Annotated in this window: 24 protein-coding genes and 1 pseudogene; 14 read left to right on the forward strand and 11 right to left on the reverse strand. The window is 66.4% G+C overall.

What is annotated here, in order from left to right; genetic code table 11:
* Positions 1-129 precede the first annotated feature (129 nt).
* Entirely contained in the window at positions 130-1,386 is a 1,257-nt protein-coding gene (locus BRAS3809_RS08905; RefSeq protein WP_008961754.1) for a TadE/TadG family type IV pilus assembly protein, read from the reverse strand.
* Between the two features lie 162 nt (positions 1,387-1,548).
* Between BRAS3809_RS08905 and BRAS3809_RS08910 the strand changes: the two genes are divergently transcribed.
* Positions 1,549-1,959 (forward strand): (deoxy)nucleoside triphosphate pyrophosphohydrolase, encoded by a 411-nt coding sequence (locus BRAS3809_RS08910; protein WP_008961755.1) that lies wholly within the window; start codon positions 1,549-1,551, stop codon positions 1,957-1,959.
* 21 nt (positions 1,960-1,980) lie between these two features.
* On the opposite strand, the gene BRAS3809_RS37590 is transcribed toward BRAS3809_RS08910, so the two are convergent.
* Together BRAS3809_RS37590 and BRAS3809_RS08915 are read right to left on the reverse strand one after the other, a co-directional pair.
* Positions 1,981-2,112, reverse strand: coding sequence for a hypothetical protein (locus BRAS3809_RS37590; RefSeq protein ID WP_283805754.1), 132 nt, complete (start codon positions 2,110-2,112; stop codon positions 1,981-1,983).
* Positions 2,109-2,957, reverse strand: coding sequence for a methyltransferase domain-containing protein (locus BRAS3809_RS08915; RefSeq protein WP_008961756.1), 849 nt, complete (start codon positions 2,955-2,957; stop codon positions 2,109-2,111). The genes BRAS3809_RS37590 and BRAS3809_RS08915 overlap by 4 nt, the downstream gene beginning before the upstream one ends.
* 78 nt (positions 2,958-3,035) lie before the next feature.
* Between BRAS3809_RS08915 and BRAS3809_RS08920 the strand changes: the two genes are divergently transcribed.
* The 5 genes from BRAS3809_RS08920 (at position 3,036) to BRAS3809_RS08940 (ending at position 6,124) form a co-directional block, all read left to right on the forward strand.
* Positions 3,036-3,839, forward strand: coding sequence for a ComF family protein (locus BRAS3809_RS08920; protein ID WP_008961757.1), 804 nt, complete (start codon positions 3,036-3,038; stop codon positions 3,837-3,839).
* Positions 3,840-3,869: 30 nt separating this feature from the next.
* Positions 3,870-4,145 carry a glutaredoxin 3 gene (gene grxC, locus BRAS3809_RS08925; protein WP_008961758.1) on the forward strand — a complete coding sequence of 92 codons (276 nt, stop codon included), beginning with the start codon at positions 3,870-3,872 and terminating at the stop codon, positions 4,143-4,145.
* Positions 4,142-5,020, forward strand: coding sequence for a carbon-nitrogen hydrolase family protein (locus BRAS3809_RS08930; RefSeq protein WP_008961759.1), 879 nt, complete (start codon positions 4,142-4,144; stop codon positions 5,018-5,020). The genes grxC and BRAS3809_RS08930 overlap by 4 nt, the downstream gene beginning before the upstream one ends.
* A complete protein-coding gene (locus BRAS3809_RS08935) occupies positions 5,017-5,499 on the forward strand; it encodes a DUF1178 family protein (RefSeq protein WP_008961760.1) in 483 nt (160 codons plus the stop codon). Before BRAS3809_RS08930 ends, BRAS3809_RS08935 begins: the two co-directional genes overlap by 4 nt.
* Positions 5,500-5,686: 187 nt before the next feature.
* Positions 5,687-6,124: an EamA family transporter gene (locus BRAS3809_RS08940; protein ID WP_008961761.1), complete on the forward strand. Its 438-nt coding sequence runs from the start codon at positions 5,687-5,689 to the stop codon at positions 6,122-6,124.
* Here BRAS3809_RS08940 and BRAS3809_RS08945 read toward each other — a convergent pair whose 3' ends face one another.
* Positions 6,125-7,024 (reverse strand): EamA family transporter, encoded by a 900-nt coding sequence (locus BRAS3809_RS08945; RefSeq protein ID WP_008961762.1) that lies wholly within the window; start codon positions 7,022-7,024, stop codon positions 6,125-6,127.
* 252 nt (positions 7,025-7,276) lie between these two features.
* On the opposite strand from BRAS3809_RS08945, the pseudogene BRAS3809_RS08950 reads away from it, so the two are divergent.
* Positions 7,277-7,557, forward strand: a pseudogene (locus tag BRAS3809_RS08950) (GIY-YIG nuclease family protein).
* 92 nt (positions 7,558-7,649) lie between these two features.
* Here BRAS3809_RS08950 and ubiG read toward each other — a convergent pair.
* Positions 7,650-8,414: a bifunctional 2-polyprenyl-6-hydroxyphenol methylase/3-demethylubiquinol 3-O-methyltransferase UbiG gene (ubiG, locus tag BRAS3809_RS08955; RefSeq protein WP_008961764.1), complete on the reverse strand. Its 765-nt coding sequence runs from the start codon at positions 8,412-8,414 to the stop codon at positions 7,650-7,652.
* Positions 8,415-8,462: 48 nt separating this feature from the next.
* Positions 8,463-8,930, reverse strand: coding sequence for a PH domain-containing protein (locus BRAS3809_RS08960; protein ID WP_008961765.1), 468 nt, complete (start codon positions 8,928-8,930; stop codon positions 8,463-8,465).
* Positions 8,931-9,076: 146 nt separating this feature from the next.
* On the opposite strand from BRAS3809_RS08960, the gene BRAS3809_RS08965 reads away from it, so the two are divergent.
* The 5 genes from BRAS3809_RS08965 (at position 9,077) to BRAS3809_RS08985 (ending at position 16,525) form a co-directional block, all read left to right on the forward strand.
* Positions 9,077-10,333, forward strand: coding sequence for an aspartate kinase (locus tag BRAS3809_RS08965; RefSeq protein WP_008961766.1), 1,257 nt, complete (start codon positions 9,077-9,079; stop codon positions 10,331-10,333).
* A 301-nt stretch (positions 10,334-10,634) separates the two neighbouring features.
* Positions 10,635-12,902 (forward strand): phosphoenolpyruvate--protein phosphotransferase, encoded by a 2,268-nt coding sequence (gene ptsP / locus BRAS3809_RS08970; RefSeq protein ID WP_008961767.1) that lies wholly within the window; start codon positions 10,635-10,637, stop codon positions 12,900-12,902.
* A 60-nt stretch (positions 12,903-12,962) separates the two neighbouring features.
* A complete protein-coding gene (gene prfA / locus BRAS3809_RS08975) occupies positions 12,963-14,048 on the forward strand; it encodes a peptide chain release factor 1 (protein ID WP_008961768.1) in 1,086 nt (361 codons plus the stop codon).
* 193 nt (positions 14,049-14,241) lie between these two features.
* Positions 14,242-15,129: a peptide chain release factor N(5)-glutamine methyltransferase gene (gene prmC, locus BRAS3809_RS08980; RefSeq protein WP_008961769.1), complete on the forward strand. Its 888-nt coding sequence runs from the start codon at positions 14,242-14,244 to the stop codon at positions 15,127-15,129.
* 565 nt (positions 15,130-15,694) lie between these two features.
* The gene (locus BRAS3809_RS08985) at positions 15,695-16,525 is read left to right on the forward strand and encodes a DUF4167 domain-containing protein (RefSeq protein ID WP_035655816.1); all 831 of its coding nucleotides are present in this window, start codon (positions 15,695-15,697) and stop codon (positions 16,523-16,525) included.
* A gap of 95 nt (positions 16,526-16,620) precedes the next feature.
* On the opposite strand, the gene BRAS3809_RS08990 is transcribed toward BRAS3809_RS08985, so the two are convergent.
* Positions 16,621-17,394, reverse strand: coding sequence for a class I SAM-dependent methyltransferase (locus BRAS3809_RS08990; protein WP_008961772.1), 774 nt, complete (start codon positions 17,392-17,394; stop codon positions 16,621-16,623).
* Between the two features lie 221 nt (positions 17,395-17,615).
* On the opposite strand from BRAS3809_RS08990, the gene gloB reads away from it, so the two are divergent.
* Together gloB and BRAS3809_RS09000 are read left to right on the forward strand one after the other, a co-directional pair.
* On the forward strand, positions 17,616-18,383 hold the full coding sequence (gloB, locus tag BRAS3809_RS08995) for a hydroxyacylglutathione hydrolase (RefSeq protein ID WP_008961773.1): 768 nt from the start codon (positions 17,616-17,618) through the stop codon (positions 18,381-18,383).
* A gap of 35 nt (positions 18,384-18,418) precedes the next feature.
* Positions 18,419-18,853, forward strand: a complete 435-nt coding sequence (locus BRAS3809_RS09000) for a cupin domain-containing protein (RefSeq protein WP_035655818.1) — start codon at positions 18,419-18,421, stop codon at positions 18,851-18,853.
* A gap of 1 nt (position 18,854) precedes the next feature.
* Here the strand turns inward: BRAS3809_RS09000 and BRAS3809_RS09005 are convergent, their stop codons facing one another.
* The 4 genes from BRAS3809_RS09005 to BRAS3809_RS09020 form a co-directional block, all read right to left on the reverse strand.
* Entirely contained in the window at positions 18,855-20,867 is a 2,013-nt protein-coding gene (locus tag BRAS3809_RS09005) for a putative bifunctional diguanylate cyclase/phosphodiesterase (RefSeq protein WP_035655819.1), read from the reverse strand.
* Between the two features lie 228 nt (positions 20,868-21,095).
* Positions 21,096-21,968, reverse strand: a complete 873-nt coding sequence (gene yddG / locus BRAS3809_RS09010; RefSeq protein WP_008961776.1) for an aromatic amino acid exporter YddG — start codon at positions 21,966-21,968, stop codon at positions 21,096-21,098.
* Between the two features lie 160 nt (positions 21,969-22,128).
* Positions 22,129-22,854 carry a beta-ketoacyl-ACP reductase gene (locus BRAS3809_RS09015; RefSeq protein ID WP_008961777.1) on the reverse strand — a complete coding sequence of 242 codons (726 nt, stop codon included), beginning with the start codon at positions 22,852-22,854 and terminating at the stop codon, positions 22,129-22,131.
* Positions 22,855-23,124: 270 nt separating this feature from the next.
* The gene (locus BRAS3809_RS09020; protein ID WP_008961778.1) at positions 23,125-24,303 is read right to left on the reverse strand and encodes an acetyl-CoA C-acetyltransferase; all 1,179 of its coding nucleotides are present in this window, start codon (positions 24,301-24,303) and stop codon (positions 23,125-23,127) included.
* Between the last annotated feature and the right edge of the window lie 240 nt (positions 24,304-24,543).

The raw sequence follows: 24,543 nt of genomic DNA on the forward strand, positions 1-24,543 counted from the left end.
GAAAATGCAGCGCCAGCCATTAAGCTTCGCTTATGCGGTCCGTGAAATCACGGACCGCCATGGCCTGCGGTTAAGCGGGCGTAAACATCGGCAGGCGATCGGCCGCGACAACGGCCGGATACGACGGGATCAGTTGGTCAGCCGGACCGGCGACGCCTTGTTGAACAGGGTCGTGAACGAACTCTGAATGGTGGCGACATCGGAGGCGATGATGAAGTTGCTTCCGGCACATGATTTCAACGCGATCGGGATGTCATCGACCCGCGTGGCGCCGCCGAGGCTGCCGGGCTGGCCGAGCGTCGCGTTGTATCCCCAGTCCCACGTCATCGGATAATAGGGCGTATTGATGATTGCGACCGTCACGCCGTTGGTCTTGAACGTGTTGCAAAAGGCGGTGTTGAACACCCGCACCTGCGATCGCAGCGAGGTCTGCGAGGTCCAGGCCCTTGTCGGATCGTTGACGCCGTCGGTGGCGATGATCACCATCTTCTGCGGGGTGGCCGACGTGCTGCCATCCCCGGCCGTCCCGACGCTGGAGACGAAGCTGCCGATCAGACTGTCGAACGGCGTGGCAGCCGCGGCGTCGTTGTAGGCGAGCCCCGGCGCCGGAAAATTGGTCGCCACCGTGGAGAAACTCGAGGTCAACGACGACAGCTGCGTGAGCTGGTTGTCGAACGACCACAGGCCCACCTTGACGTAGTTCTTGTAGACGGCGCTGCCATTCAGATAGGTCAGTAGGTTCTGCACACCCTGATTGACGACCTGGTAGCGCAGCAGCACGTTGTTCTTCAGCGCGTAGCTGTAGGAATCGGTGCCGTTGGTGTTCTCGTGGCAGGCAAGCGCGCAGCCGGTCCCCTTGTTCATCTGGGTGATGCCGGCTTGCGTTGCGGGCAGCAGCATCGACGACGAGATGTCGACCAGCAGATAGACGTTCAGATAGGGCTGCATCGTTGCCGACGAGCTCGAGCTGGCGTTGAGGGTCATGGTGGGGAAGCCCACCAGCCGCATGAAGGACGTATTCATCACGCTGGTCGCAGATCCCGTGCCGGACAGGGTGCGGCCGACCGTCGTGAAATTGATGGTGGGGGTGGCGGCAATTTTCGCAGTGTTGCCCGCGAAGTAGGAGGAGGACGCCGCCTGGGCCATGGAGACGGCCGAGGCCTGGCTTGCCCCTGAATCCAGCGCGGCCTTGCCGGCGGCCACGCCGGCGAGCACGGCCTCATCGATCGCCATCTGCAGCTTGGTCTTGAGCCTGTTGGCCATCGAGTAGTCGACCCCCGCCCCCACGAAGGCCAGAAGGGGCACGCAGGCGATCGCGAAGAGCACCGCCATGTTGCCGCGCCGGTCCTGGCCGAAGCGGTGGAGGTGACGGAGCAGCCGATTCATGCGCGCGGGGTTCTCGATGACAATGGAACCGCCAGAGACAAGGTTGCGCGTTAAAGACAGATTGATCGGGTTCCATAAGGTTCCATTGAGTTCCCCGCGTTTGCGACGGGGATGGGAATGGGTTAACGCTGAGTGAATCGCCCTTCCGCCTCACTGCCTCGGATGTCCGATTTGAAACTCACGCTCGTCGTCGCCTGCGCCCTGGTCGACACCGACAACCGCGTGCTGCTGGCGCAGCGCCCGCCCGGCAAGGCGCTCGCCGGCCTGTGGGAATTTCCCGGCGGCAAGCTCGAGCCCGGGGAGCGCCCCGAGGCCAGCCTGATCCGCGAGCTCGACGAGGAGCTTGGCATCACCGTGCGCGAAGCCTGCCTCGCGCCGCTGACCTTCGCGAGCCACGCCTATGAGACGTTCCACCTGCTGATGCCGCTGTACATCTGCCGTCGCTGGGAAGGCGTGGTGACCGCGCGCGAAGGCCAGCAACTGGCCTGGGTGCGTCCGAACAAGCTGCGCGACTACCCGATGCCGCCGGCGGACATTCCGCTGCTGCCGCATCTGATCGATCTGCTGCTGTGAGTTGTTGCGCCAGCTCCACGCTCAGTCGTCCTGCGCGGGCTTGACCCGCCTGCGGGGCCGTAGCCCCTCCGGCGCGGCGCAGGCCCGCGCATCCATCACGGTGCGAAGAAGATGGATCGCCGGGTCAAGCCCGGCGATGACGAGCAGTGTCATTCTGCGCGCGGCGCCCGCTTCACCGCCGCCTCCAGGCTCGCCGTCGCCGAGCCCGGCTTCAGCGGCTTCTGCTGGCTGTCATGCGGTGCCCAGCCGGAGATCCAGATGATGTCGAAGGTGGCGCGGATGCGGCCGTCCGGATCGGCGAAGCGGTCCGAATAGATCTCGGCCATGCGCAGCAAGGTGGCGCGGCGCAGCGGGGTGCGGCGGCGCTCGACCAGGCTGTTGGCCGCGCCCATGCGGCGAAGATCCTGCATCAGGCCGAAAGGGCTGGCATAGCGCACCACGACGCGGTCGACGTCGGTGACGGGCAAGGCGAAGCCGGCCCGCTGCAGCAGGCCGCCGACATCGCGAAGATCGGCGAATGGCGCGACACGCGGCGAGACGCCGCCCTCGCATTCGGCCTCCGCCGCCGCGAAGCTCTGCCGCAGCTCGGTCAGCGTGTCGCCGCCGATCATCGCCGCGAGCAGCAGACCGTCCGGGCGCAACGCGCGGCGGATCTGCACGAGGAGGCCGGGCAAGTCGTTGACGAATTGAAACGCCAGCGCCGACAGCGCCAGATCGAGCGACTGCGGCACGAGCGGCAATCTCTCGTCGGCCGCCTCGGGCGGCGCGAGATGCGTCAGCCGCGCGAGGCGTCCCGCCAGATAGGGCTGCAGCCCGCCAGCCGGCGTCCAGACGTCGGCTGCGTCCGTGAAGCTGCGATTCACCGCGGCGAGACGATCGCCCAGATCCTCAGCGACGCGCTCCAGCAGAAACGTCTCCGGCGCGTTTGCCGCCCGGCGCTGCCGGAGCGCCAGCAGGCGGCGGTCGAACAGAACGGGAGCGGTCGCGGTCTGGGTCATGGGGGTTGGTTACGCCGATCCTCGGAGCCGGGCAATGCGCCGCTTGAGCCGGGCTGGTCGCGGCGCTAGCCTCAACGGATGGGTGTGACGTTCGCTCCAATCAGCGTCGGACGACTTCGTGCGGCCGCCGGCCTGCTGCAGGGCAGCCTTGCGCAGGTCGCCAAGCTGGCGCTCGACATCGCGCTGCCGACCCTGTGCATCTCCTGCCGCGAGCCGGTCGACGGCGAGGGTGTCTGCGCGGCGTGCTGGGGCAAGCTGTCGTTCATCGAGCGGCCGTATTGCCCGAAGCTCGGCATCCCCTTCGTCTACGATCCCGGCCCCGAGCTGTTGTCGATGGAGGCGATCGCCGCACCTCCCGCCTATGCGCGGGCCCGTGCCGCCGTGCGCTATGACGAGGTGGCGCGCACGCTGGTGCATGCGCTGAAGTATCAGGATCGGACCGATCTGGCGCCGATCATGGGCCGCTGGATGAGCAGGGCCGGCCGCGAGCTGCTGGCCGAGGCGGACCTCGTGGTGCCGGTGCCGCTGCACTGGCGCCGCGGCTTTTCCCGCCGCTACAACCAGTCCGGCGCGCTGGCGCGGGTGATCGCGCGGGCGAGCGGCGTCCGGATGAGCGGCGATACGCTGCGACGGGTGCGCGCCACCGAACAGCAGGTCGGGCTGTCGCGGCCGCAGCGCGCCAGCAATGTGCAGGGCGCATTCCAGGTATCACCAAACCGTCTCCATGACGTGCAGGGACGCCGCATCGTGGTCGTCGACGACGTCCTGACAACGGGGGCGACGGTGGATGCGTGCGCCCGCGCGCTGCTGCGCGCCAAGGCGGCGGAGGTCAGCGTGCTGGTCTTCGCCCGGGTTGTCGATGCGCCCCGCGCTCCCATATAATCTGACGCTTCCGTAATAGCTGAGCGCGACATGACCGCTGCGATCGAAATCTATACCCGTCCGGGGTGCGGCTACTGCACGGCCGCCAAATCGCTCCTGACCCGCAAGAACGTTCCCTTCACCGAATACGATGCGGGCAAGGATCCGAACGTCCGGCAGCAGATGTATGACCGCGTCGGCCCGGGCTCGACCTTCCCGCAGATCTTCATCGGCAAGGCCCATGTCGGCGGCTGCGACGATCTCTATGCACTCGATCGCGAGGGCAGGCTCGACGCCATGCTCGCCGGAGACAAGGCAACCTCATGAGCAACGACCGCAGCTTCATCGCCGCCATGGTGCAGATGCGCACCTCGCTGCTGCCCGAACCGAGCCTCGAGCAGGGCACCAGGCTGATCCGGGAAGCGGTCGCGCAAGGGGCGCAATACGTCCAGACGCCGGAAGTGAGCAACATGATGCAGCTCAACCGGACGGCGCTGTTCGAGCAGCTCAAGAGCGAGGCCGATGATCCCTCGCTCAAGGCCTATCGCGGGCTCGCCAAGGAGCTGAACATCCATCTGCATATCGGATCGCTGGCGCTGCGCTTCTCGCCTGAGAAGGCGGTCAACCGCTCGTTCCTGATCGGGCCCGACGGCGACGTGCTGGCGAGCTACGACAAGATCCACATGTTCGACATCGATCTGCCGGGCGGCGAGAGCTATCGCGAGTCGGCGAACTATCAGCCCGGCGAGACGGCGGTGATTTCCGATCTGCCGTGGGGCCGGCTCGGACTGACGATCTGCTACGACGTGCGCTTTCCGGCGCTGTATCGCGCGCTGGCCGAGAGCGGCGCCTCGTTCATCAGCGTGCCCTCGGCGTTCACCCGCAAGACCGGCGAGGCGCATTGGCACACGCTGCTGCGCGCCCGCGCCATCGAGACGGGCTGCTTCGTGTTCGCCGCCGCGCAATGCGGCCTGCACGAGAACAAGCGCGAGACCTTCGGCCACTCGCTGATCATCGATCCCTGGGGCGAGATCCTCGCCGAAGGCGGCGTCGAGCCGGGCGTGATCGTGGCGCGCATCGATCCCTCCAGGGTCGAGAGCGTACGCCAGACCATTCCGTCGCTGCAGCACGGCCGCCGCTTCGGCATCGCCGATGCCAAGGGCGGACCGGACTATCTGCACCTCGTGCGGGGCTCGGCATGATCCGCTACGCGCTGCGCTGCGAGCGTGATCACACGTTCGAAAGCTGGTTTCAGAGCTCCTCAGCTTACGAGTCCCAGGTGAAGCGCAAGCTGGTGGAATGCCCGACATGCGGCTCGACCAAGGTCGAAAAGGCGATCATGGCGCCGCGCATCGTCAGCAAGAAGGGCCGCGAGGCCGTGCCTGCGCCCGCCGCTCCAGCGCCGGTCCCGACGCAGGAGGTCATTCCGCCCGGACCGACGTCGCTCTTGATGGCGCAGGAGCGCGAGCTGCGCGCCAAGCTCAAGGAGCTGCGCGACCACATCGTCAAGAACGCCGACGATGTCGGCGAGCGCTTCCCGACCGAAGCGCGCAAGATGCATTATGGCGAGACCGAGCATCGGCCGATCTACGGCGAGGCATCGCTCGACGAAGCCCGCGAGCTGATCGAGGAAGGCATCGAGGTCGCGCCGATCCCGGTGCTGCCGGACGATAGGAATTGAGGCGCGGGGCCGCGTCATTGGCGACAACCTGCCAGTGATGCGCGCACAATCTCGGCAACCTCTTCGTCATTGCGAGCGCAGCGAAGCAATCCAGAGTTCCGTCCGCAGCCCTGGATTGATTCGCTGCGCTCGCAATGACGGTTGATATAGATCGACCTAGACCGCGACCTTCCTCCGGGAGTTGACGATGTCCCCCCTCTCCTCCGCGTGGCAACTCTGGGCACTGCTCTCCGCGTTGTTCGCGGCGCTCACCGCGATCTTCGCCAAGGTCGGCGTCGAGGGCCTCAACTCCGATCTCGCCACCTTGATCCGCACCGCGATCGTGCTGGTGACCCTGGCGCTGATCCTGTTCGCGACCGGACAGCTCACCAGCCCCGGGCCGATCGCTGCGAAAAGCTGGATCTTTCTGACGCTGTCGGCGCTCGGCACCGGCGCCTCGTGGATCTGCTATTTCCGGGCGCTCAAGCTCGGGCCCGCGACGCTGGTCGCACCGATCGACAAGCTCAGCGTCGTGCTGGTCGCGCTGTTCGGCGTCGTGTTTCTCGGCGAGCGGCCGAGCCTGCAGGGCTGGATCGGCATCGCGCTGATCGCGGCCGGCGCAGTGCTGATTGCGATCAAGGCCTGATCACACCGCGATCAGCAGCGCCACGCCAACGACGATCAGCGCGATGCCGCAGATCTCGCGCAGCGAGACCGGCTGCTTGAACGAGTAGTACGACACGCCCTGTGCGAACAGCACCTCGATCAGCGCCAAGGTGCGGACGTTGGCGGCCGCGGTGAGCGCGAACGCCAGGAACCAGAATTGCGAGGCGAAGGCGCCGACGAAGCCCGCCATCATCGACGGCCGCCACAACGACAGGATCCCGCGCAGGATGTCCGGCGCCCGCGCGAGCAGATAGACCGTCAGGATCGCCGTCTGCACGAACAGGCCCCAGACCAGCGTGGTGGATGCCGCGGTCACGAAGCTGACGCCCTCGACCGCAATGATGGCTCCCCGGTAGCCGACGGCCGACAGTGCGAAGGCCGCGGCCGCGACCAGGCCCGTCACGGTCGGCTTCAGCTCTGCAAAGCTCTTCTCGCCGCCCGGCCGGAGCGCGGTGATGACCACGCCGATCGTAGCGATCAGAATCGCCGCGAGCTTCGGCAGCGACAGCGGATCGCCGAGGAAGATGAAGCCGAAGATCGCGGTCTGAATCGCCTCGGTCTTCAGATAGGCCGTGGTGACGACGAAAGAACGATCCGTCATCGCCAGCAGCATCAGGCCGGTGGCGACGATCTGGCTGAGCGCGCCGAGCAGCAGCCACGGCCAGAAGTTCAGGGGCGGCCAAGACAGATGATCGCCGGTCGCGAGCAGCACCGCGCTCAGGAACACCAGCGAGAACGGAAACCCGAACAGGAAGCGGATATTGGTCGCGCCCCAGGTGCCGAGCTTCGCCGTGAGCGACCGCTGCATCGCATTGCGCGCGACCTGGCCGGCGGCGGCGACGAGGGTGAACGGGATCCAGAGCGAGGTGATGGAGAGCATGGGGTGACTGCGCCGCGATGAGGCCGGCACCGTGGCGAGCGCGGGGCGCCGGGTCAACAGCGTAGGTGAAGCTAAGTCCGCATGTCAGGCTTGCAGTTCGGACTTCCGTCACTTGGCTCGCACAGAAAACGAGAATCTCAGCAACTCGTGCTAAGCTAGGCACCACATAACCGGTGTCGTCCCTGCGAACGCAGGGACCCATAACCACAGGCTTCAATTGGGTTAGGCGATCCACCACGCGATGGTGCGGCGATGTATTACGTCTATATTCTCGTAAGCGGCCGTCACGGCACGCTGCATATCGGTATCACGAACTCGATTCGAGCGCGACTCGAGCAGCACCGCAATGGCGCAGGCTCGGATTTCGTCAAGAAGTACAACGTGTTTCGACTGGTCTACATCGAGACCTACGCCGTCGCGAAGAAGCAATCACCCGCGAGAAGCAGCTCAAGCGCTGGAAGCGCGACTGGAAGATCGAGCTGATCGAGCGCGAAAATCCCGAATGGCGCGATCTTAGCGACCTGATCTCCTAGCGTGCCCCAAACCCCACCCTGTGGTTATGGGTCCCTGCGTTCGCAGGGACGACACCGGTGATGGGGCGGCAGTCGGGCAAAGTCAGAGCTGATCAGACCATCTGCTCGGCGACCACCATGTAGTTCACGTCCATGTCGCCCGACAGGCTCCAGCGGTCGGCGAAGGGGCTGTAGACGACGCCGCTCTGCTCGGTGATGACGAGGCGGTTGTCGAGCAGGTACTTGGTCAGTTCGTCCGGGGTGACGAACTTGCTCCACTCATGGGTGCCGCGCGGCAGCCAGCGCAGCACATATTCGGCGCCGACGATGGCGAGCGCGAAGCTTTTCCAGTTGCGGTTCAGGGTCGAGACCACCATCAGCCCGCCGGGCTTGAGCACCGCGGCGCAGCGGCCGAGAAAGGCGCTGACGTCGGTGACGTGCTCGACGACCTCCATCGCGAGCACGATGTCGAAGCGCTCGCGCGGGTCCATCTCCTCAATCGTGGTGCAGCGGTAGTCGATCGAGAGATGGCCCTTCTCGGCATGCAGCTTGGCGGCGGCGATGTTGCTGGCCGAGGGATCGACGCCGACGACCTGCGCGCCGAGCCGCGTGAACGGCTCGCACAGCAGTCCGGCACCGCAGCCGATGTCGAGCATGCGCAGGCCCGACAGGCAATTGAGGCTCTTGGCGTTGCGCTCGAACTTCCGGCAGGCGGCGTCGCGGATGTAGGTCAGGCGCAGCGGGTTGATCTTGTGCAAGGGCGCCATCTTGCCCTTGGGGTCCCACCACGTCTCGGACAGCTTCGAGAACTTCGCGATCTCGGCCGGGTCGACGGTCGAGCCGGGAGGAACAGGGGTACTGCGGGAATCCTGAGGCATTGTCATCGCTGCATACTCAATGATCGAAGCTGGGCGCCCCCGGCGGGGTTAACGCGCCGTGATGGCGTTGCGAAACGCCAGCGGCTCCGCGATGGTCGAAATCGTTTCCTTGCCCTCGCCCACGCCCAGAATCGTGACGTCGCCGTAGTTGAGAACCCGTCCCATGATGGTCTGGTTGACGTCGACGCTCTCGACCTTGTCCAGTGCCATCTCGAAGGTGCGGCGCCGGATGAAGCCGGTCTTGTGGACCACCCGGCGATTGGTGACGTCCGTCTCGGTCGTCAAACGGTGGAACCAGGCCCGGACCGTCCAGTACAGCGCCACCACGGCCATCACGGCAGCGGTGGCCAGGCACAGCATCACCAGATTGTCGTTCACCGTCATGCGGGACAGGACGAGCAGCCCGAACACGACGATCCAGGCCCCGATCGCCGGCAGGTAGAACATCCAGTGCGCATTGGTCGAATACAGCACCTTCTCGCCGGGTTGCAGGATTTCGTCGATATAACGCGCCATACCAGTCCTCTACCCCACTCCATCACCACAAGGAACCGTCTTGCCCCCGGCCTCCGCGCTATGTATACGCGCGTTTCGGCTGGCGCGCCTCCGGTTTCGCGCCCGGCCGGTCAACTTATCCTCCTGCTGGGAATGAGCGCGTCGTCATGGGTCGCCTCGTGCTGAAATTCGGCGGCACCTCCGTCGCCAACATCGACCGCATCCGCAACGTCGCGCGCCACGTCAAGCGCGAGGTCGATGCCGGACACGAGGTCGCCGTCGTGGTCTCGGCGATGTCCGGCAAGACCAACGAGCTGGTGGCCTGGTGCGCCGAGGCGTCGCCGATGCATGACGCGCGGGAATACGACGCCGTCGTGGCCTCGGGCGAGCAGGTCACGTCGGGCCTGCTGGCGATCGTGCTGCAGAGCATGGGCATCCAGGCCCGCTCCTGGCAGGGCTGGCAGATCCCGATCAAGACCAGCGACGCCCATGCCTCGGCGCGCATCGTCGAGATCGACGGCTCCGAGCTGATCCAGCGGTTCCAGGAGCGCAAGGAGGTCGCGGTCATCGCCGGCTTCCAGGGCATCCATGCCGAAACCGGGCGAATCACCACGCTCGGCCGCGGCGGCTCGGATACCTCTGCGGTCGCGATCGCCGCCGCCATCAAGGCCGACCGCTGCGACATCTATACCGACGTCGACGGTGTCTACACCACCGACCCCCGCGTGGTGCCGAAGGCCAAGCGGCTCGACAAGATCGCGTTCGAGGACATGCTGGAGCTGGCGTCCCAGGGCGCCAAGGTGCTGCAGGTCCGCTCGGTGGAACTGGGCATGGTCCACAACATGCCGATCTTCGTCCGCTCCTCATTCGACAAGCCCGAGGATATCGACCCGCACGCCACCCAGCCGCCGGGGACGCTGATCTGCAGCGAGGAACAAATTATGGAAAACCACGTCGTGACCGGCATCGCCTTCTCCAAGGACGAGGCCCAGATCTCGGTGCGCCAGATCGAGGACAAGCCGGGCATCGCCGCCTCGATCTTCGGGCCGCTGGCGGACGCCAACATCAACGTCGACATGATCGTCCAGAACGTCTCCGAGGACGGCAAGACCACCGACCTGACCTTCACGGTGCCGGCGACCGATTACAATCGCGCGCGCGAGACGATCACGGCCGCCAAGGACAAGATCGGCTACCAGCGCATGGACGCCGCGACCGACGTCGCCAAGGTCTCGGTGATCGGCTCGGGCATGCGCAGCCATGCCGGCGTCGCCGCCAAGGGCTTTGCGGCGCTGGCCGCCCGCAACATCAACATCCGCGCGATCACGACCTCCGAGATCAAGTTCTCGGTGCTGATCGACGCCGCCTATACCGAGCTGGCCGTCCGCACGCTGCATACGCTCTACGGACTGGACCAGGCCTAGAATATTCTCCCCCGTCACGCCCGATGTCCCGTTTCGCAACAGGGGGACATCGCGCAGACGTGCGCGAAAGCCGTTGACGCGGCCTGCCGTGGCAGGCGTTTTGCTTGGCAAAACAAGCCCTAATTCGCTATACGCCTCGCAGGATGGCTGCCGCGAAAAGTGCTCCAGTGATGGTTGTCCTGATTCGGTCCGGCACTTTCGGGGTGCGGCGGTAGCGGATCAAGAAAGCTGTTCGATTTCGCGAGTTTAGCGCCACTCCGGCCGACCGCCGGAGTGGCCCCAGGAAGGGGGATTGTGCCACATGCGAAGCACGTCGGGAGGCCCCCGCGTCCTGCTCAGACGGCTTCGCGAGACCATGGCGGAGCAGGTCTCGGCACAGGAGCGGCTCGACAAGATCGTGGTGCTGATCGCGGCCAACATGGTCGCGGAGGTCTGCTCGGTCTATGTGCTGCGCGTCGACAACACGCTCGAGCTCTACGCCACCGAAGGTCTGAACCGCGACGCCGTCCACATCACCGTGATGAGCGCGCATGAAGGCCTGGTCGGCCTCGTCGCCAGCGAGGCCACCCCGCTCAATCTGAGCGACGCGCACAGCCATCCGGCCTTCTCCTATCGTCCGGAGACCGGCGAAGAGATCTACCACTCCTTCCTCGGCGTGCCGATCCTGCGCGCCGGCAATACGCTCGGCGTGCTGGTGGTGCAGAACCGCGCCAAGCGCACCTATGTCGAGGAAGAGGTCGAGGCGCTGCAGACCACCGCGATGGTGCTCGCCGAGATGATCGCCTCCGGTGAGCTCGCAGCGCTCGCCCAGCCCGGCGCCGAGCCGGCCGTCCGGCATTCGATCCACAAGACCGGTGCGGTGCTGTCGGACGGCATCGCGCTCGGCCATGTCGTGCTCCACGAGCCGCGCGTCGTCGTCAACAACTACATCGCCGAGGACCTGCCCAAGGAGATCAAGCGGCTCGACGCCGCCCTGGTGAAGCTGCGTGCGGATCTCGACCGCATGCTGGAGCGCGGCGACGTCGCCGATGGCGGCGAGCATCGCGAGGTGCTCGAAGCCTACCGCATGTTCGCCAACGACCAGGGCTGGTCGCACAAGCTGCATGAGGCGGTGGCGACCGGCCTCACGGCCGAGGCCGCCGTCGAGCGCGTGCAGTCCGACACCCGCGCCCGCATGCTGCGCTCGACCGATCCTTATCTGCGCGAACGGCTGCACGATCTCGAGGACCTCGGCTACCGCTTGCTGCGCCAGCTGGTCGGCCAGGACCATGCGCCGAGCCGCGACCACCTGCCCGACAATGCCATCCTCATCGCCCGCGCGATGGGCCCCGCCGCGCTGCTCGACTACGACCGCAAGCGGCTGCGCGGCCTGGTGCTGGAGGAAGGCACCGCCAACTCGCACGTCGCCATCGTCGCGCGCGCGCTCGGCATTCCCGCCGTCGGTGAGGTGCCGAACGCGCCGGGCATCGCCGATCCCGGCGATGCGATCATCGTCGACGGCACCTCGGGCTCGATCTATGTGCGGCCGTCGGCCGAGATCGAATCCGCCTATGCCGAACGGGTGCGCTTCCGCGCCCGCCGCCAGGCGCAATATAGCGAGCTGCGCAACAAGCCCTGCAAGACCAAGGACGGTCAGCCGGTCGAGCTGATGATCAATGCGGGCCTCGTGATCGACCTGCCGCATATCGAGGACACCGGCAGCGCCGGCATCGGCCTGTTCCGCACCGAGCTGCAGTTCATGGTGTCCGCCAGCCTGCCGCGCTCCAGCGATCAGCTGGCGCTGTATCGCACGGTTCTCGACGCGGCCGGCAGCAAGCCTGTCACGTTCCGGACACTCGACATCGGCGGCGACAAGGCGCTGCCCTACATGGAGACCGTGATCGAGGAAAATCCCGCGCTCGGCTGGCGCGCGATCCGCCTCGGCCTCGACCGTCCGGGCCTGCTGCGCGGCCAGATCCGCGCGCTGCTGCGCGCCGGCGGCGGCCGCTCGCTGCGCATCATGTTCCCGATGATCTCGGAGGTCGCCGAGTTCGATACGGCGAAAGCGATCGTCGAGCGCGAGCTGACATACTTGCGCCAGCACGGCCATACGCTGCCGGAGCGAGTCGACGTCGGCACCATGCTCGAAGTTCCGGCGCTGATGTACCAGCTCGACGAGCTGCTCGCGAAGGTCGACTTCATCTCGGTCGGCTCCAACGATTTGTTCCAGTTCCTGTTCGCGGTCGACCGCGGCAATGCCAAGGTCTCCGACCGCTTCGACACGCTGTCGACGCCGATCCTGCGCGCCTTGCAGGAGATCGTGCGCAAGGCCAAGGCGGCCAAGCGATCGGTGTCGCTGTGCGGCGAGATGGCCTCCAAGCCGATCGGCGCGCTGGCGCTGATCGCGCTCGGCTACCGCTCGCTGTCGCTGTCGGCGACGGCGCACGGCCCCGTCAAGGCCATGATCCTCGAGCTCGACGCCGCCAAGGCCGAGGCGAAGATGGCCGAATGGCTGGCAGCGCCGGCCGGCAGCTTCTCGATGCGGCAGAAGCTGACCGAGTTCGCCGAGAGCGAAGGCCTCGCGCTGTAGCGGGCCGGTCTCGTCGCGCGTCTTTCGTTCGTCTCGTTTGCTCCTACATCAGATTGCATCATGTCGTCGCTTCCCGAAGCCAAACTGGATGTCCTGCTTGCGCATCACGCCGCGCTGGAGGCCGAGCTGCTCGGCCAGGTCAATTCCGACCGCTACGTGCAGATCACCCGCGAGCTGGCCGAGCTCAATCCGCTGATCGATGCGGTGAAGGCGTATCGTGCAGGCGTCAAAGAACTCGCCGACACCGAGGCGCTGATCGCCGATCCGGACACGGATGCCGAGATGCGGGCGATGGCCGAGGCCGAGCGCGACGAGCTGGTCGCGCGCCGCGGCGAGCTGGAGCAGAAGATCCGCGTCGCGCTGTTGCCGAAGGACGCGATGGACGACCGCAACGTCGTGCTCGAAATCCGCGCCGGCACCGGCGGCGACGAGGCCTCCTTGTTCGCCGGCGACCTGTTCCGCATGTATGAACGCTTCGCCGCCTTGCAGGGCTGGAAGGTCGAGGTGATCTCGGCCTCCGAAGGCACCGTCGGCGGCTACAAGGAAATCATCGCCGAGGTGCAGGGCCGCGGCGCGTTCGCCAAGCTGAAATTCGAATCCGGCGTACACCGCGTGCAGCGCGTGCCCGACACCGAGACGCAGGGCCGCATCCACACCTCGGCGGCGACGGTGGCCGTGCTGCCGGAGGTCGAGGATGTCGACGTCGACATCAAGCAGGACGATCTGCGCATCGAGACGATGCGCGCGCAGGGCGCCGGCGGCCAGCACGTCAACAAGACGGAATCGGCCATCCGCATCACCCACATTCCCACGGGCATCGTGGTGATGATGCAGGACAGCCGCTCGCAGCATAAGAACCGCGCCTCGGCGATGAACATTTTGCGCTCGCGCATCTACGACGCCGAGCGACAGAAAGTCGACGCCGCGCGCTCGGCCGAGCGCAAGGAGAAGGTCGGATCCGGCGACCGCTCCGAGCGCATCCGCACCTACAACTTCCCGCAAGGGCGCGTCACCGACCACCGCATCAATCTCACCCTCTACAAGCTGCCTCAGGTGATCGCCGGCGAAGCGCTCGGCGAATTGATCGACGCGCTGACGACCGAGCACCAGGCCGCACAGCTCGCCGCGCAAGGCGCTGCGGCGTGAGGCGCGCCTGCGCGCTGCCGGAAGCGACGCGACCCTGCCTCGCCACAAACGATGTCGTCCCGGCGAACGCCGGGACCCACCACGACCGGCGTCAGTGGTTGTCACGGAAGGCAACTCCGTCTGCCCGTCCCGTGCTTGCACGGCGTATGGATCCCCGCTTTCGCGGGCATGATCCGTGGGGAGAGCTTGCGCGATGAGCGAGATCGTCGCCGGCGTGAGCATCGACGCGGCACGCCGCGCGCTCGCGGCGCGGTTCGGCGAGGCCGGTCTCGACTCGCCCGAGCTCGATGCGCGGCTCCTGGTCGGGCATGCGCTGCAGCTCGACCTCACCGGGCTCGTAATGCACGGCAAGCGCGCCCTCTCCCATGACGATGCGCAACGTCTCGATGCGCTGGTCCAGCGCCGCCTCGCCGGCGAGCCTGTCGCCCGAATCCTCGGCGCCAAGGAATTCTGGGGCCTCGAGCTGCATCTCTCGGCCGACACGCTGGTGCCGCGGCCGGACACCGAGACCGTGGTCGAGCTGGCGCTGGACCATCTCTCCGCCGGTGGCGTGCTCACACGGCCACTGCGCATCGCCGATCTCGGCACCGGATCAGGTGCCATCCTGCTGGCGCTATTGTCCGAGCTGCCGCAGGCGTTCGGCGTCGGGACCGACATCAGCATCGCCGCGCTGACGACGGCACGCGACAATGCGCGCGCGCTCGGTCTGAACGACCGCGCAGCCTTCGTCGCCTGCTCCTATGCATCCGCGCTTGCGCCGCCGTTCGACCTGATCGTGTCGAATCCGCCCTACATTCCCTCGGCCGACATCGCCGGTCTCGCAATCGAGGTGCAAGCCCATGACCCGCTCCGAGCACTCGATGGCGGCCGAGACGGTCTCGACGCCTATCGCAGGCTGATTCCGCAGGCCGCGTCCCTGCTTCAGAGCGGCGGAGCCCTGATCGTCGAGGTCGGGCGGGGCCAGAGCGGGGACGTCATGGCGCTCATGACCGAGGCCGGTCTGGCGGGCGATCCGGCGGCCATCAAGGCCGATCTGGCCGGTATTCCAAGGGCCGTGATGGGCCTAAAAAACCGCCGGTAAAGGCCGGCCGACGCCGAAAAAGCTCTTGGAATATCCCCCGGGAGCGACTACGTTCCGGGCATAGCATCGGCGCAGGCCCCGCTGGGCGGTATTCACGGAACACCGCGGCGGACAGATGCCAGAGAGCCGCGCCGGGCGATTGGTTCCAGAACGCAGATCTGTTGAGCGCGAAAGCCGGATGGCTGCGCAGCCCACGACTGCAAAGCGAACGAAAGCCTGACTTTGCACTTGAGGTCCTACGCTAAGCAAACTGGGTCGGTCGTGGCGTAATCGCCCGCGCTGACTGAATGACGTGGTTCGCCGGCCGGAAGGGCTGGTGGGTGGGGAACGCGTGTTGAACGCGCTTTTGTCGAGAGAATCGGCTGTCGATCACATCGACATTGGCCAAGACCGGCATGTCCAGAGCGGCATGTTTCCGATCGGCGTGTTTCCGATCGGTATGGTTCGGCTTGGACCAATTGGACCGCGCGCGAAGCGTCCGGGCCACGGATCGGTATTTCAATACGGTATCTGTATTCCGATGACAGTCAGTGCTCCTAACGCAGGGTTGGAATAAAGGCAGGACATGAGAAACGGTCAAAACAACAAGCGGATGCGCAACCGGAATAACGGCAACAATAATAACAACCGGCGCGGCCAGAACCCGCTGACCAGGGTGTTCGAGTCCAACGGGCCAGACATCAAGATCCGTGGCACCGCCTCCCATGTGGCCGAGAAATACGTCCAGCTTGCCCGCGACGCCCGCTCCTCGGGCGACCCCGTCGCCGCCGAGAACTACTACCAGCATGCCGAGCACTATTTCCGCCTGATCGCCGCCGCGCAGGAGCAGTTCCGCCAGAACCAGCCGCAGCCGCGCAACACCGACGACCTCACCGTCGACGATCTCGATGATGACGGCGAGAGCTTCTCGAATTTCGGCCAGGAACCCGGCTTCGTTCAGCCCCAGCCTCAACCTCAGCCATTCATGCGCGAGGGCGGCCAGCGCGAGCGGGGGGATGGCCAGCCGCCCTATCAGCGCGATCAGCAGCAGCCGCGCGAACATCGCGAAGCGCGCGAGCATCGCCAGCCGCGCGAGCATCGTGAGCCGCGGGAGCATCGCGAGCCGCGCGAGCACCGCGAGACCCAGGAGCATCGTGACCGCGAGCCGCGTGAGCATCGCGAGCGTGCTCAGCCCGCCGCGTATCAGCCGCAGCCGCAGCCGGTGATCGCCGATAGCGGCGTCGACCGCCTGCCGTCCTTCATCACTGGTCCGCAGCCGCAGATCGCCAATGCCCCGGCGGCCTTCGAGGGTGGCGCCGAGCGCTATCCGCGCCGCCGCCGCCGTCCGCACGGTCCGCGCTCCGAGGCTGCCGCAGCCGCGCCGGCCCCGAGCGAGGATCTCAATCCCGGCGAGTGACCGACACGTTCCGCCGTGGCGAAGCGGGCGGGCCTCCGGCCTGCCCGCTTTTTCATGCGCGGCTCGGAATCGCAAACGTCCGCCGTCGCGCGTCTTCAATCAGCCGGGACGGAGTGAGGGCTGCGATCCACCGCGAGATTGGACCCTTGCGCCGACGGCGCCGGCGCCAGCACCGGCTCGAGCCGCGGGATCAGCCTGATGCGCTCGCGGCGCGCCGGGATCACGCGATAGACCTGCTTGGTCGCCTCGACGATGTGGACTCCCGCGAACGGCAGCGACAGCGCCGCGCCGACGCGCTCCCAGGCCATCGCCGATTTCAGGAACCAGCCGCCGACCGGCGGCATGAAGAGGGCTTCGCCCCAGGCGCTCGGCGTGAACCAGGTCTGCCGCAGCAGCTGCGTGATCTGCGAGCGCGAATACGGCCGCCCATGGCCGAACGGCGTATTGTCGGTTCGCGTCCAGACGCCGCGCCGGTTCGGGATCACGATGATCATGCGTCCCGCCGGCGCCAGGACCCGCCACATCTCGCGCAGCAGCCCGGCCGGATCGTCCGACATCTCCAGCGCGTGGACGATCAGGATCCGGTCGACCGCAGCGTCCGGCAGCGGCAGCGAGAACTCGTCGACCAGCGAGGCCAGTGTGGGCCGCGCCGTCGGCCATTTCAGCACGCCTTGGGCGGCCGGCATGAAGGCAATGCAGCGTTCGGAATCCTCGCGAAACAGACCGAGATAGGGCGTGGGATAGCCGATGCCGAGCACGCGCTGCCCGGCCGCGCTCGGCCAGCGCGCGCGGATGCCGCGGTTGATCAGCAGCCGCGCGACGATCCCGAGGCGACCCGAATAGAAATTCCGCAGATCGATCACGTCCATGACCGTGAATGTAACATGCCGTTGCGGCCCGCCGCGCGCCCAATATTGCGTTGCGCCTGCAGCGTTAACGCCATATCTCTGCCGCCACGCGACAACGGAGGCCGCCCGCGACGCTGCGCCCCGGGGCCAAGTCTGGGTCAGGTCCGGGCGAGGTCTCTCACGACATCTGACATCCCGCGTGGCGCGATCGTGCCGCGCCTGGTACCGCCGACGGAGACAACATGGCCGCCGACATCCGCGTCTTCACCTGCCTGTCCGACAATTTCGGCTATTTGATCCACGATCCCGCGACCGGCGCCACGGCGTCGATCGACGCGCCCGAGGCGGGCCCGATCACCCGTCAGCTGGAGGCCAATGGCTGGCGGCTCACCGACATCCTGATCACGCATCATCACCATGATCATGTCGGCGGCGTCGCCGAGCTGAAGCAGCGCTATGGCTGCCGCGTGATCGGGCCGCACGACAAGAAAGCCGCCATCGCCGACGTCGATCTGCGCGTCGCCCATGGCGACGTCGTCAAGATCGGCGACCTGCTCGCGCGCGTGCTGGAGACGCCGGGCCACACGCTCGACCACGTGTCCTACGTGTTCGATGCCGAGAAGGCCGTGTTCGCCGCCGACACGCTGTTCTCGATCGGCTGCGGCCGCGTCTTCGAGGGCAGCTATCCGATGATGTGGGATTCGCTGTTGAAGCTGCGGACCCTGCCGGATGATTTCAGGCTGTATTGCGGCCACGAATACACCGCCTCGAACGTGAAGTTCGCGCTGACCGTCGATCCGGACAATGAATCGCTCAAGGCCCGTGCCGCCGAGGTGACCCGGCTGCGCGCCGCCAATCAGCCCACCATTCCCGTGCTGCTGGGTGAGGAGAAACAGGCCAACGTGTTTCTGCGCGCGGACGATCCGGCCATCGCGGTCAGGCTGCGCATGAAGGGCGCCAGCGCCGAGGAGGTCTTCGGCGAGTTGCGCGAGCGCAAGAACAAGTCGTGAGCCAGCACATCTTCCAGTCTTCGGGGATCACGGCCATGACCACGCTCTCCGCCGCCGGCATCATCGCCCGCCTGGGCCTGCAGCCGCATCCGGAAGGCGGGCATTTCCGCGAGACCTTCCGCGACACAGCCGTGGATGCCAGGGGCCGCGCGGCGTCCACGCTGATCTACTTCCTGCTCGCCCGCGGTGAGCGGTCGCATTGGCACAAGGTCGATGCGGTCGAGACCTGGCACTATTACGCCGGGGCGCCGCTGCTCCTGCGCATCGCCAGCGACGGCGAGGCACCGCGCACGACGACGCTCGGTATCGATCTCGCGGCCGGCCAGCAGCCGCAGGCGGTGGTGCCGGCCCATGCCTGGCAGGCCGCCGAGAGCACCGGCGACTGGACGCTGGTCGGCTGCACGGTCGCGCCAGGCTTCGAATTCGCTGGATTCGTTCTGGCCGCTCCGGGCTGGGAGCCGCCCGTCTAGCTCAGGCGCTGGCTCCAGCCACCTTCGCGGCAGCCGGCTCATCGAAGCGCTGACGCTCCCTGGCGAGAAATCCGGAGATCGCGTCGGCCGACATCGGCTTGGCGAAGTAATAGCCCTGGATGTAGTCGGCGCCGAGACGCTTCAGGCTGTCGAGTTGCTCCTTCGTCTCGACGCCCTCGACGACGCAGGAGATCTCCATGTCGGCGCACAGGCCGGTCAACGACTTGATGATCTTGTGGCTGACCGGGTTGGCGTTGACGTCGTGCACGAAGCTGCGGTCGACCTTGAGCTTGTCGAGCGGCAGCCGGTGGACATGGCTGAGCGACGAATAGCCGGTGCCGAAATCGTCCAGCGAGATGCCGCAACCGAGCGCCTTGAGCGCCGCGATCGACTGCTCGGCGCGCGCGAAATCGAACGTGACGGCAGTCTCGGTGATCTCGAACTCGATGCGGCGCGGCGGTACCCCGCTGGCCTGAATCGCGGCGATCAGCGGCAGGACTCCCTCTGGCGCGCAGATGTCGTGCGCCGAAAGATTGAACGAGATCCGGATGTCGTCGGGCCAGGTCCGCGCCGCAGCCAGCGCCTTGACGAGCAGGAAGCGGGTCAGGTGGCGGATCACGCCGATCCGCTCGGCCGCCGGAATGAAGCTCGCCGGCGACACCATACCGAGCTTGGGACTGTTCCAGCGCGCCAGGACCTCGAAGCCGGTGGTGCGCGCGTTGGCGGCGTCCATGATCGGCTGGAACACCAGGTCCATTTCGGTCTCGAAATCAGCCGTGCGCAACAGGTGCTCGATGACGCTGCGGCTGCGGATCTCCGCCTCCAGCTCGCTCGAGAAGATGACTGCCTGGCCGCGGGCGCGGCGCTTGGCGTGGTACAGCGCGTAATCGGCGCACTCATACAGGGCATCCGCCGCGGTGGCGGAGCGCGGATAGAGCGCGAAACCGGTCGAGCACGACAGCCCGGTATGCGTCGTATCGAATTGATAAGGAAGCTTGATCAGGTCGGTGATCTCCCGCCCGAACGACAGCAGATCGTCATCGGTCGGATTGCCGGTGACGATCAGGCCGAACTCGTCGCCGCCGAGCCGGGCGAGATGGACCTGCGCACCACGCTGCTCGCAGACGTCGCGGATGCGGCGCGCGGCCTCGATCAGTACGCGGTCGCCGACCGTGTGCCCGTAGGTGTCGTTGATCGGCTTGAAGCCGTCGAGATCGATGATGCCGACGGCGAGCCGCGTGCCGTCGCGCTCGGCCTCGGCGAAGGCCTGCGTCAGCTCGGAGAAGAAGCGGCGGCGGTTCGGCAGGTCGGTCAGCGAGTCCAGGTTGGCGAGCCGGAAGTTCTCATCGGAGAGCGCCTGGGTCGCGGCCTGCTCGGCGAGCAGCGACTTGCGGCTGGCGACGAGCGCGGCGAAGTCGCGATAATAGATGAAGAGCACCGTGACCATGGCGCCGGACACGAGCAGCTGATTGACGGCGATCGCGCGCAGCGCGTGGACGCCGGTGGCCATGAAGAAGATCACGTAGGGAACGATGACCACAAGGGTCACCAGCAGCGCCGCCGAGCGCAGATGCATGAGGCAGAAGATGATGCCGATGACGGTGACCGCCATGTAGAACGCGACCTGGCCCTTGGCATACGGATCGCCATAGGGAAACAGCGAGAACGACCAGACCACGAACAGCGCGCCGATGGGCCCGGCGATCCGGTTGGTGACGCGCAGATTGTGCAGAACCTCTGCATCGCTGGCTGCCCTGTCGTCCTGGCGCAGCCACCACAGCATGCGGACGCCGGTGATCGTCGAGAGCAGCGCCGGGACGGAGATGGTCAGCAATGTCGGCGCAAGCGGCAGGAACGTGTAGGCGAGCGCGAGGCTGTTGGTGATGAGAATGAAATAGAGCAGCGGCACCTGCTTGGAGAACGCCTGGAACTGCGCGCGCGTCAGCTCGGGATTGTCCGCAGGAACGCGAAACAAGTTTCCCGCGCGAGCGATGTAACGTCTCACGTCCGGCATCCGCCGCCCCATTGCCTCTTTCATTCGCAGCAGTGTTGCGCAGCACGGGTAAAGGCCACGTTAGGTGCAGAGCGGGCCGCCACCTTATCGGCGGTTGCAATCTACCGGCCGTTGGCCGCCCACCTCTTTCGATTAAGCGTGCATCAAGGATAACGGACAGATTTGCGCTGCCGCGAGAGATCCGAGCGCGCATCCGACATGACGCCGGAATAGCCGAGAGCGTGCCGCTCAGAGGCCTCGCAGCCGGAACAGGTCCTTCGCCGCAACCAGTCCGCCGCCGGCGATCAGCAGCGCCGCGACCGCGATCGCCGCGCTGGGCTTGGCGTAGCCGGCCAGAATGAGAAAGGCCGTCGACAGCAGTGGCGTGGCATAGGACGCCGCGCCGAGCACGCGGATGTCGCCGCGCTTCATGCCGACGTCCCAGGCATAGAACGCCGCGCCCACCGGGCCGATGCCGAGGCCCGCGACCGCAAGCCACTGAACGGCACCGTCCGGCCAGACCGTCGGCTCGATCGCGGCATGCACCACGGCGGCGAACAGCGATGTCGCGAGGCAGAAGCCGGCGACAGCGTCAGTCGGCACCGCCTTCAAGCGGCGTGACAGCACCGAGTAGATCGCCCAGACGAACGCGGCAACGAATGCGGCCGCGAGGCCCGGAAGCTGGTCCGCGGCGAAGCTCGCGCCATTGCCCATGAACAGCAGCGCGGTGCCGATGAGACCTAGCGCGGCGCCGATAACATGATGGACGGCAAGACGCTCGCCGGGCAGCAAGGCCGAGAACAGCACGATCAGCAGCGGCCAAAGATAGTTCAGCAATCCCGCTTCCGCCGGCGGTGCGAAACGCAGGGCCAAAAAATACAGCGCGTGGTAGCCGAACAGTCCGCCGACGCCGACCGCCCAGGCCAGCGCCGGCTGCCGGAGGCTGCGCGGCGCTGCCGGGCGTCCGATCCAGGTGAGCATCCCGACCAGGCCGCCGACCGCGAAGGTCATGGCCGCCAGCTGAAACGCGGGGATCTTGCCGGTCGCCACGGTCAGCAGGGCGAGCAGCGACCACATCAGGATCGCGGTCAGACCGATCAGGGTCGCAGTGCGCTGGGACATCGGCGGCAGGCTCCGTCGCGGCCGCGTCAGTCGGGCCGTTCACGCCTGTGCCCGTGCCGGGCAACGCCAAAGACGTGAATGCCCGCGGCGAGCGCGGGCATTCGGGTCTTAACCGCAGATCGCGTCCGGAGGCAACGCCGCCTCTCGCATCACACCGGCATCAGGCCATGTACTGGCCGCCATTGACCGACAGCGTCGAGCCGGTGATGGCGCCGGCCTCGTCGGCCGCGAGGAACACGACGGTGCGGGCGATCTCCTCGGGCTCGCCGAGGCGGCCGACCGGGATCAGCGGCAGGATCGACTTCTCCAGCACGTCCTTCGGCACCGCCTGCACCATCTCGGTGTTGATGTAGCCCGGGCAGATCACGTTGACGGTGATGCCGGCCTTGGCGGTCTCCAGCGCCAGCGCCTTGGTGAAGCCGATGTCGCCGGCCTTCGCCGCGGAGTAGTTGACCTGGCCGAACTGGCCCTTCTGACCGTTGATCGAGGAGATGTTGATGATGCGGCCGAACTTGCGCGCGCGCATGCCCTCGATGATCGGGCGGGTCATGTTGAACAGCGAGCCGAGATTGGTGTTGATGACGGCGCTCCACTGCTCGAGCGACATCTTGTGGAAGGCCGTATCGCGGGTGATGCCGGCATTGTTGATCAGCACGTCGATCGGCCCGAGCTCGGCCTCGACCTTCTTGATCCCCTCGGAGCAGGCCTCGAACGAGCTGACGTCCCATTTGTAGACGGGGATGCCGGTCTCGCCCTTGAACTTCTCCGCCGCGGCATCGTTGCCGCCATAGTTCGCCGCGACCTTGTAGCCCGCCGCCTTCAGCGCCTTGCTGATTGCAGCGCCGATCCCGCGCGTTCCCCCCGTCACCAACGCCACACGTGCCATGTCGAATCCTTCCCTCGATGATCAAGCGCACGACGACAACCTGTGGCTGTCGGCGTACATGCCCGTTGTTATTGGATCACGTCCGCCCTTGCAGCAATCCATTCGCCGCAGAGACATCCATGTTCAACGTCGTTTTTTTAGGAGTTCGATTATGCGACGTGTTTGACGGACATCAAGAACAAAACGCCCGGCGATATCGCCGGGCGTTGATCTTTAGTAGAGCGGAGCGCGATTGCGAAGGCCGAACGGTTCGCAATCACTGCCGCGTTTTTAGTCGCGTGCAACGCACAGCGCGATGCCCATGCCACCGCCGATGCACAGCGTGGCAAGACCTTTCTTGGCATCACGCTTCTGCATCTCGTGCAGCAGGGTCACGAGGACGCGGGCGCCGGAGGCCCCGATCGGGTGGCCGATCGCAATCGCGCCGCCGTTCACGTTCACCTTGGACGTATCCCAGCCGAGATCCTTGTTGACCGCGCAGGCCTGCGCGGCGAAGGCCTCGTTGGCCTCGATCAGGTCGAGGTCGGCGATGTTCCAGCCGGCCTTCTTCAACGCGGAACGCGAGGCCGGGATCGGCCCGGTGCCCATGATCTTCGGATCGACGCCGGCCTGGCCCCAGGAGACGATCCGCGCCAGCGGCGTCTTGCCTTCCTTGGCGGCCTGCTTGGCGGTCATCAGCACCACGGCGGCGGCGCCGTCATTGATGCCCGACGCGTTGCCGGCGGTGACCGTGCCGTCCTTCTCGAACGCGGCGCGCAGCTTGGCCATCGCCTCGAGCGTGGCGCCATGACGCGGATATTCGTCGGTGTCTACCACGGTATCGCCCTTGCGCCCCTTGATCGTGACCGCCGCGATCTCGTCCTTGAACTTGCCGGCCTTCTGCGCAGCCTCAGCCTTGTTCTGCGACGCAACCGCGAACTCGTCCTGCTGGGCGCGCGTGATCTGATACTGCTTCGCAACGTTCTCGGCGGTGTTGCCCATGTGGTAGCCGTTGAAGGCGTCCCAGAGACCGTCCTTGATCATGGTATCGACGAGATCGAGCGATCCCATCTTCACGCCGGCGCGCAGATATTGCGCGTGCGCCGCCATGCTCATCGACTCCTGGCCGCCGGCGACCACGATGTCGGAATCGCCGTTCTTGAGCGCCTGATAGCCCAGCGCGACCGAGCGCAGGCCGGAGCCGCACAGCTGGTTGATGCCCCAGGCCGGGCTGTCGACCGGAATGCCGGCGGCGATCGAGGCCTGGCGCGCCGGGTTCTGGCCCTGGGCCGCGGTCAGGATCTGGCCCATGATGACCTCGGAGACGCGGCCCGGCTCGACGCCGGCCCGCTCCAGCGCGGCCTTGATGGCAACGGCGCCCAGCTCGTGGGCCGGGACATTCGCAAACGCACCGTTGAAGCTTCCAACCGGGGTGCGGGCGGCGCTGACGATGACGACATCGTCTGACATGGGCATCTCCTGAGGTTCTTGATCTTGAGACGAGAAAGCGAGGGCTTGAGAGCTTGGAGGCTTGAGAGCTTGGGAGGTGTTTGAAATGAAAACAAATTTTTCAGTTCACGGTCGTGCCGGCCGTCCGCAAGCCCCGGATGGGCAGTCGCGCAACCTTCGCCCGGCATCCTGTTAACGTCGTTGCGACATGTCAATTGGCGGCAGCAGCAATTCCTGCTGCGGCGCACTCAAAATGGTGCG

The organism is Bradyrhizobium sp. STM 3809 (genome assembly GCF_000239795.1).
Lineage (GTDB): Bacteria > Pseudomonadota > Alphaproteobacteria > Rhizobiales > Xanthobacteraceae > Bradyrhizobium.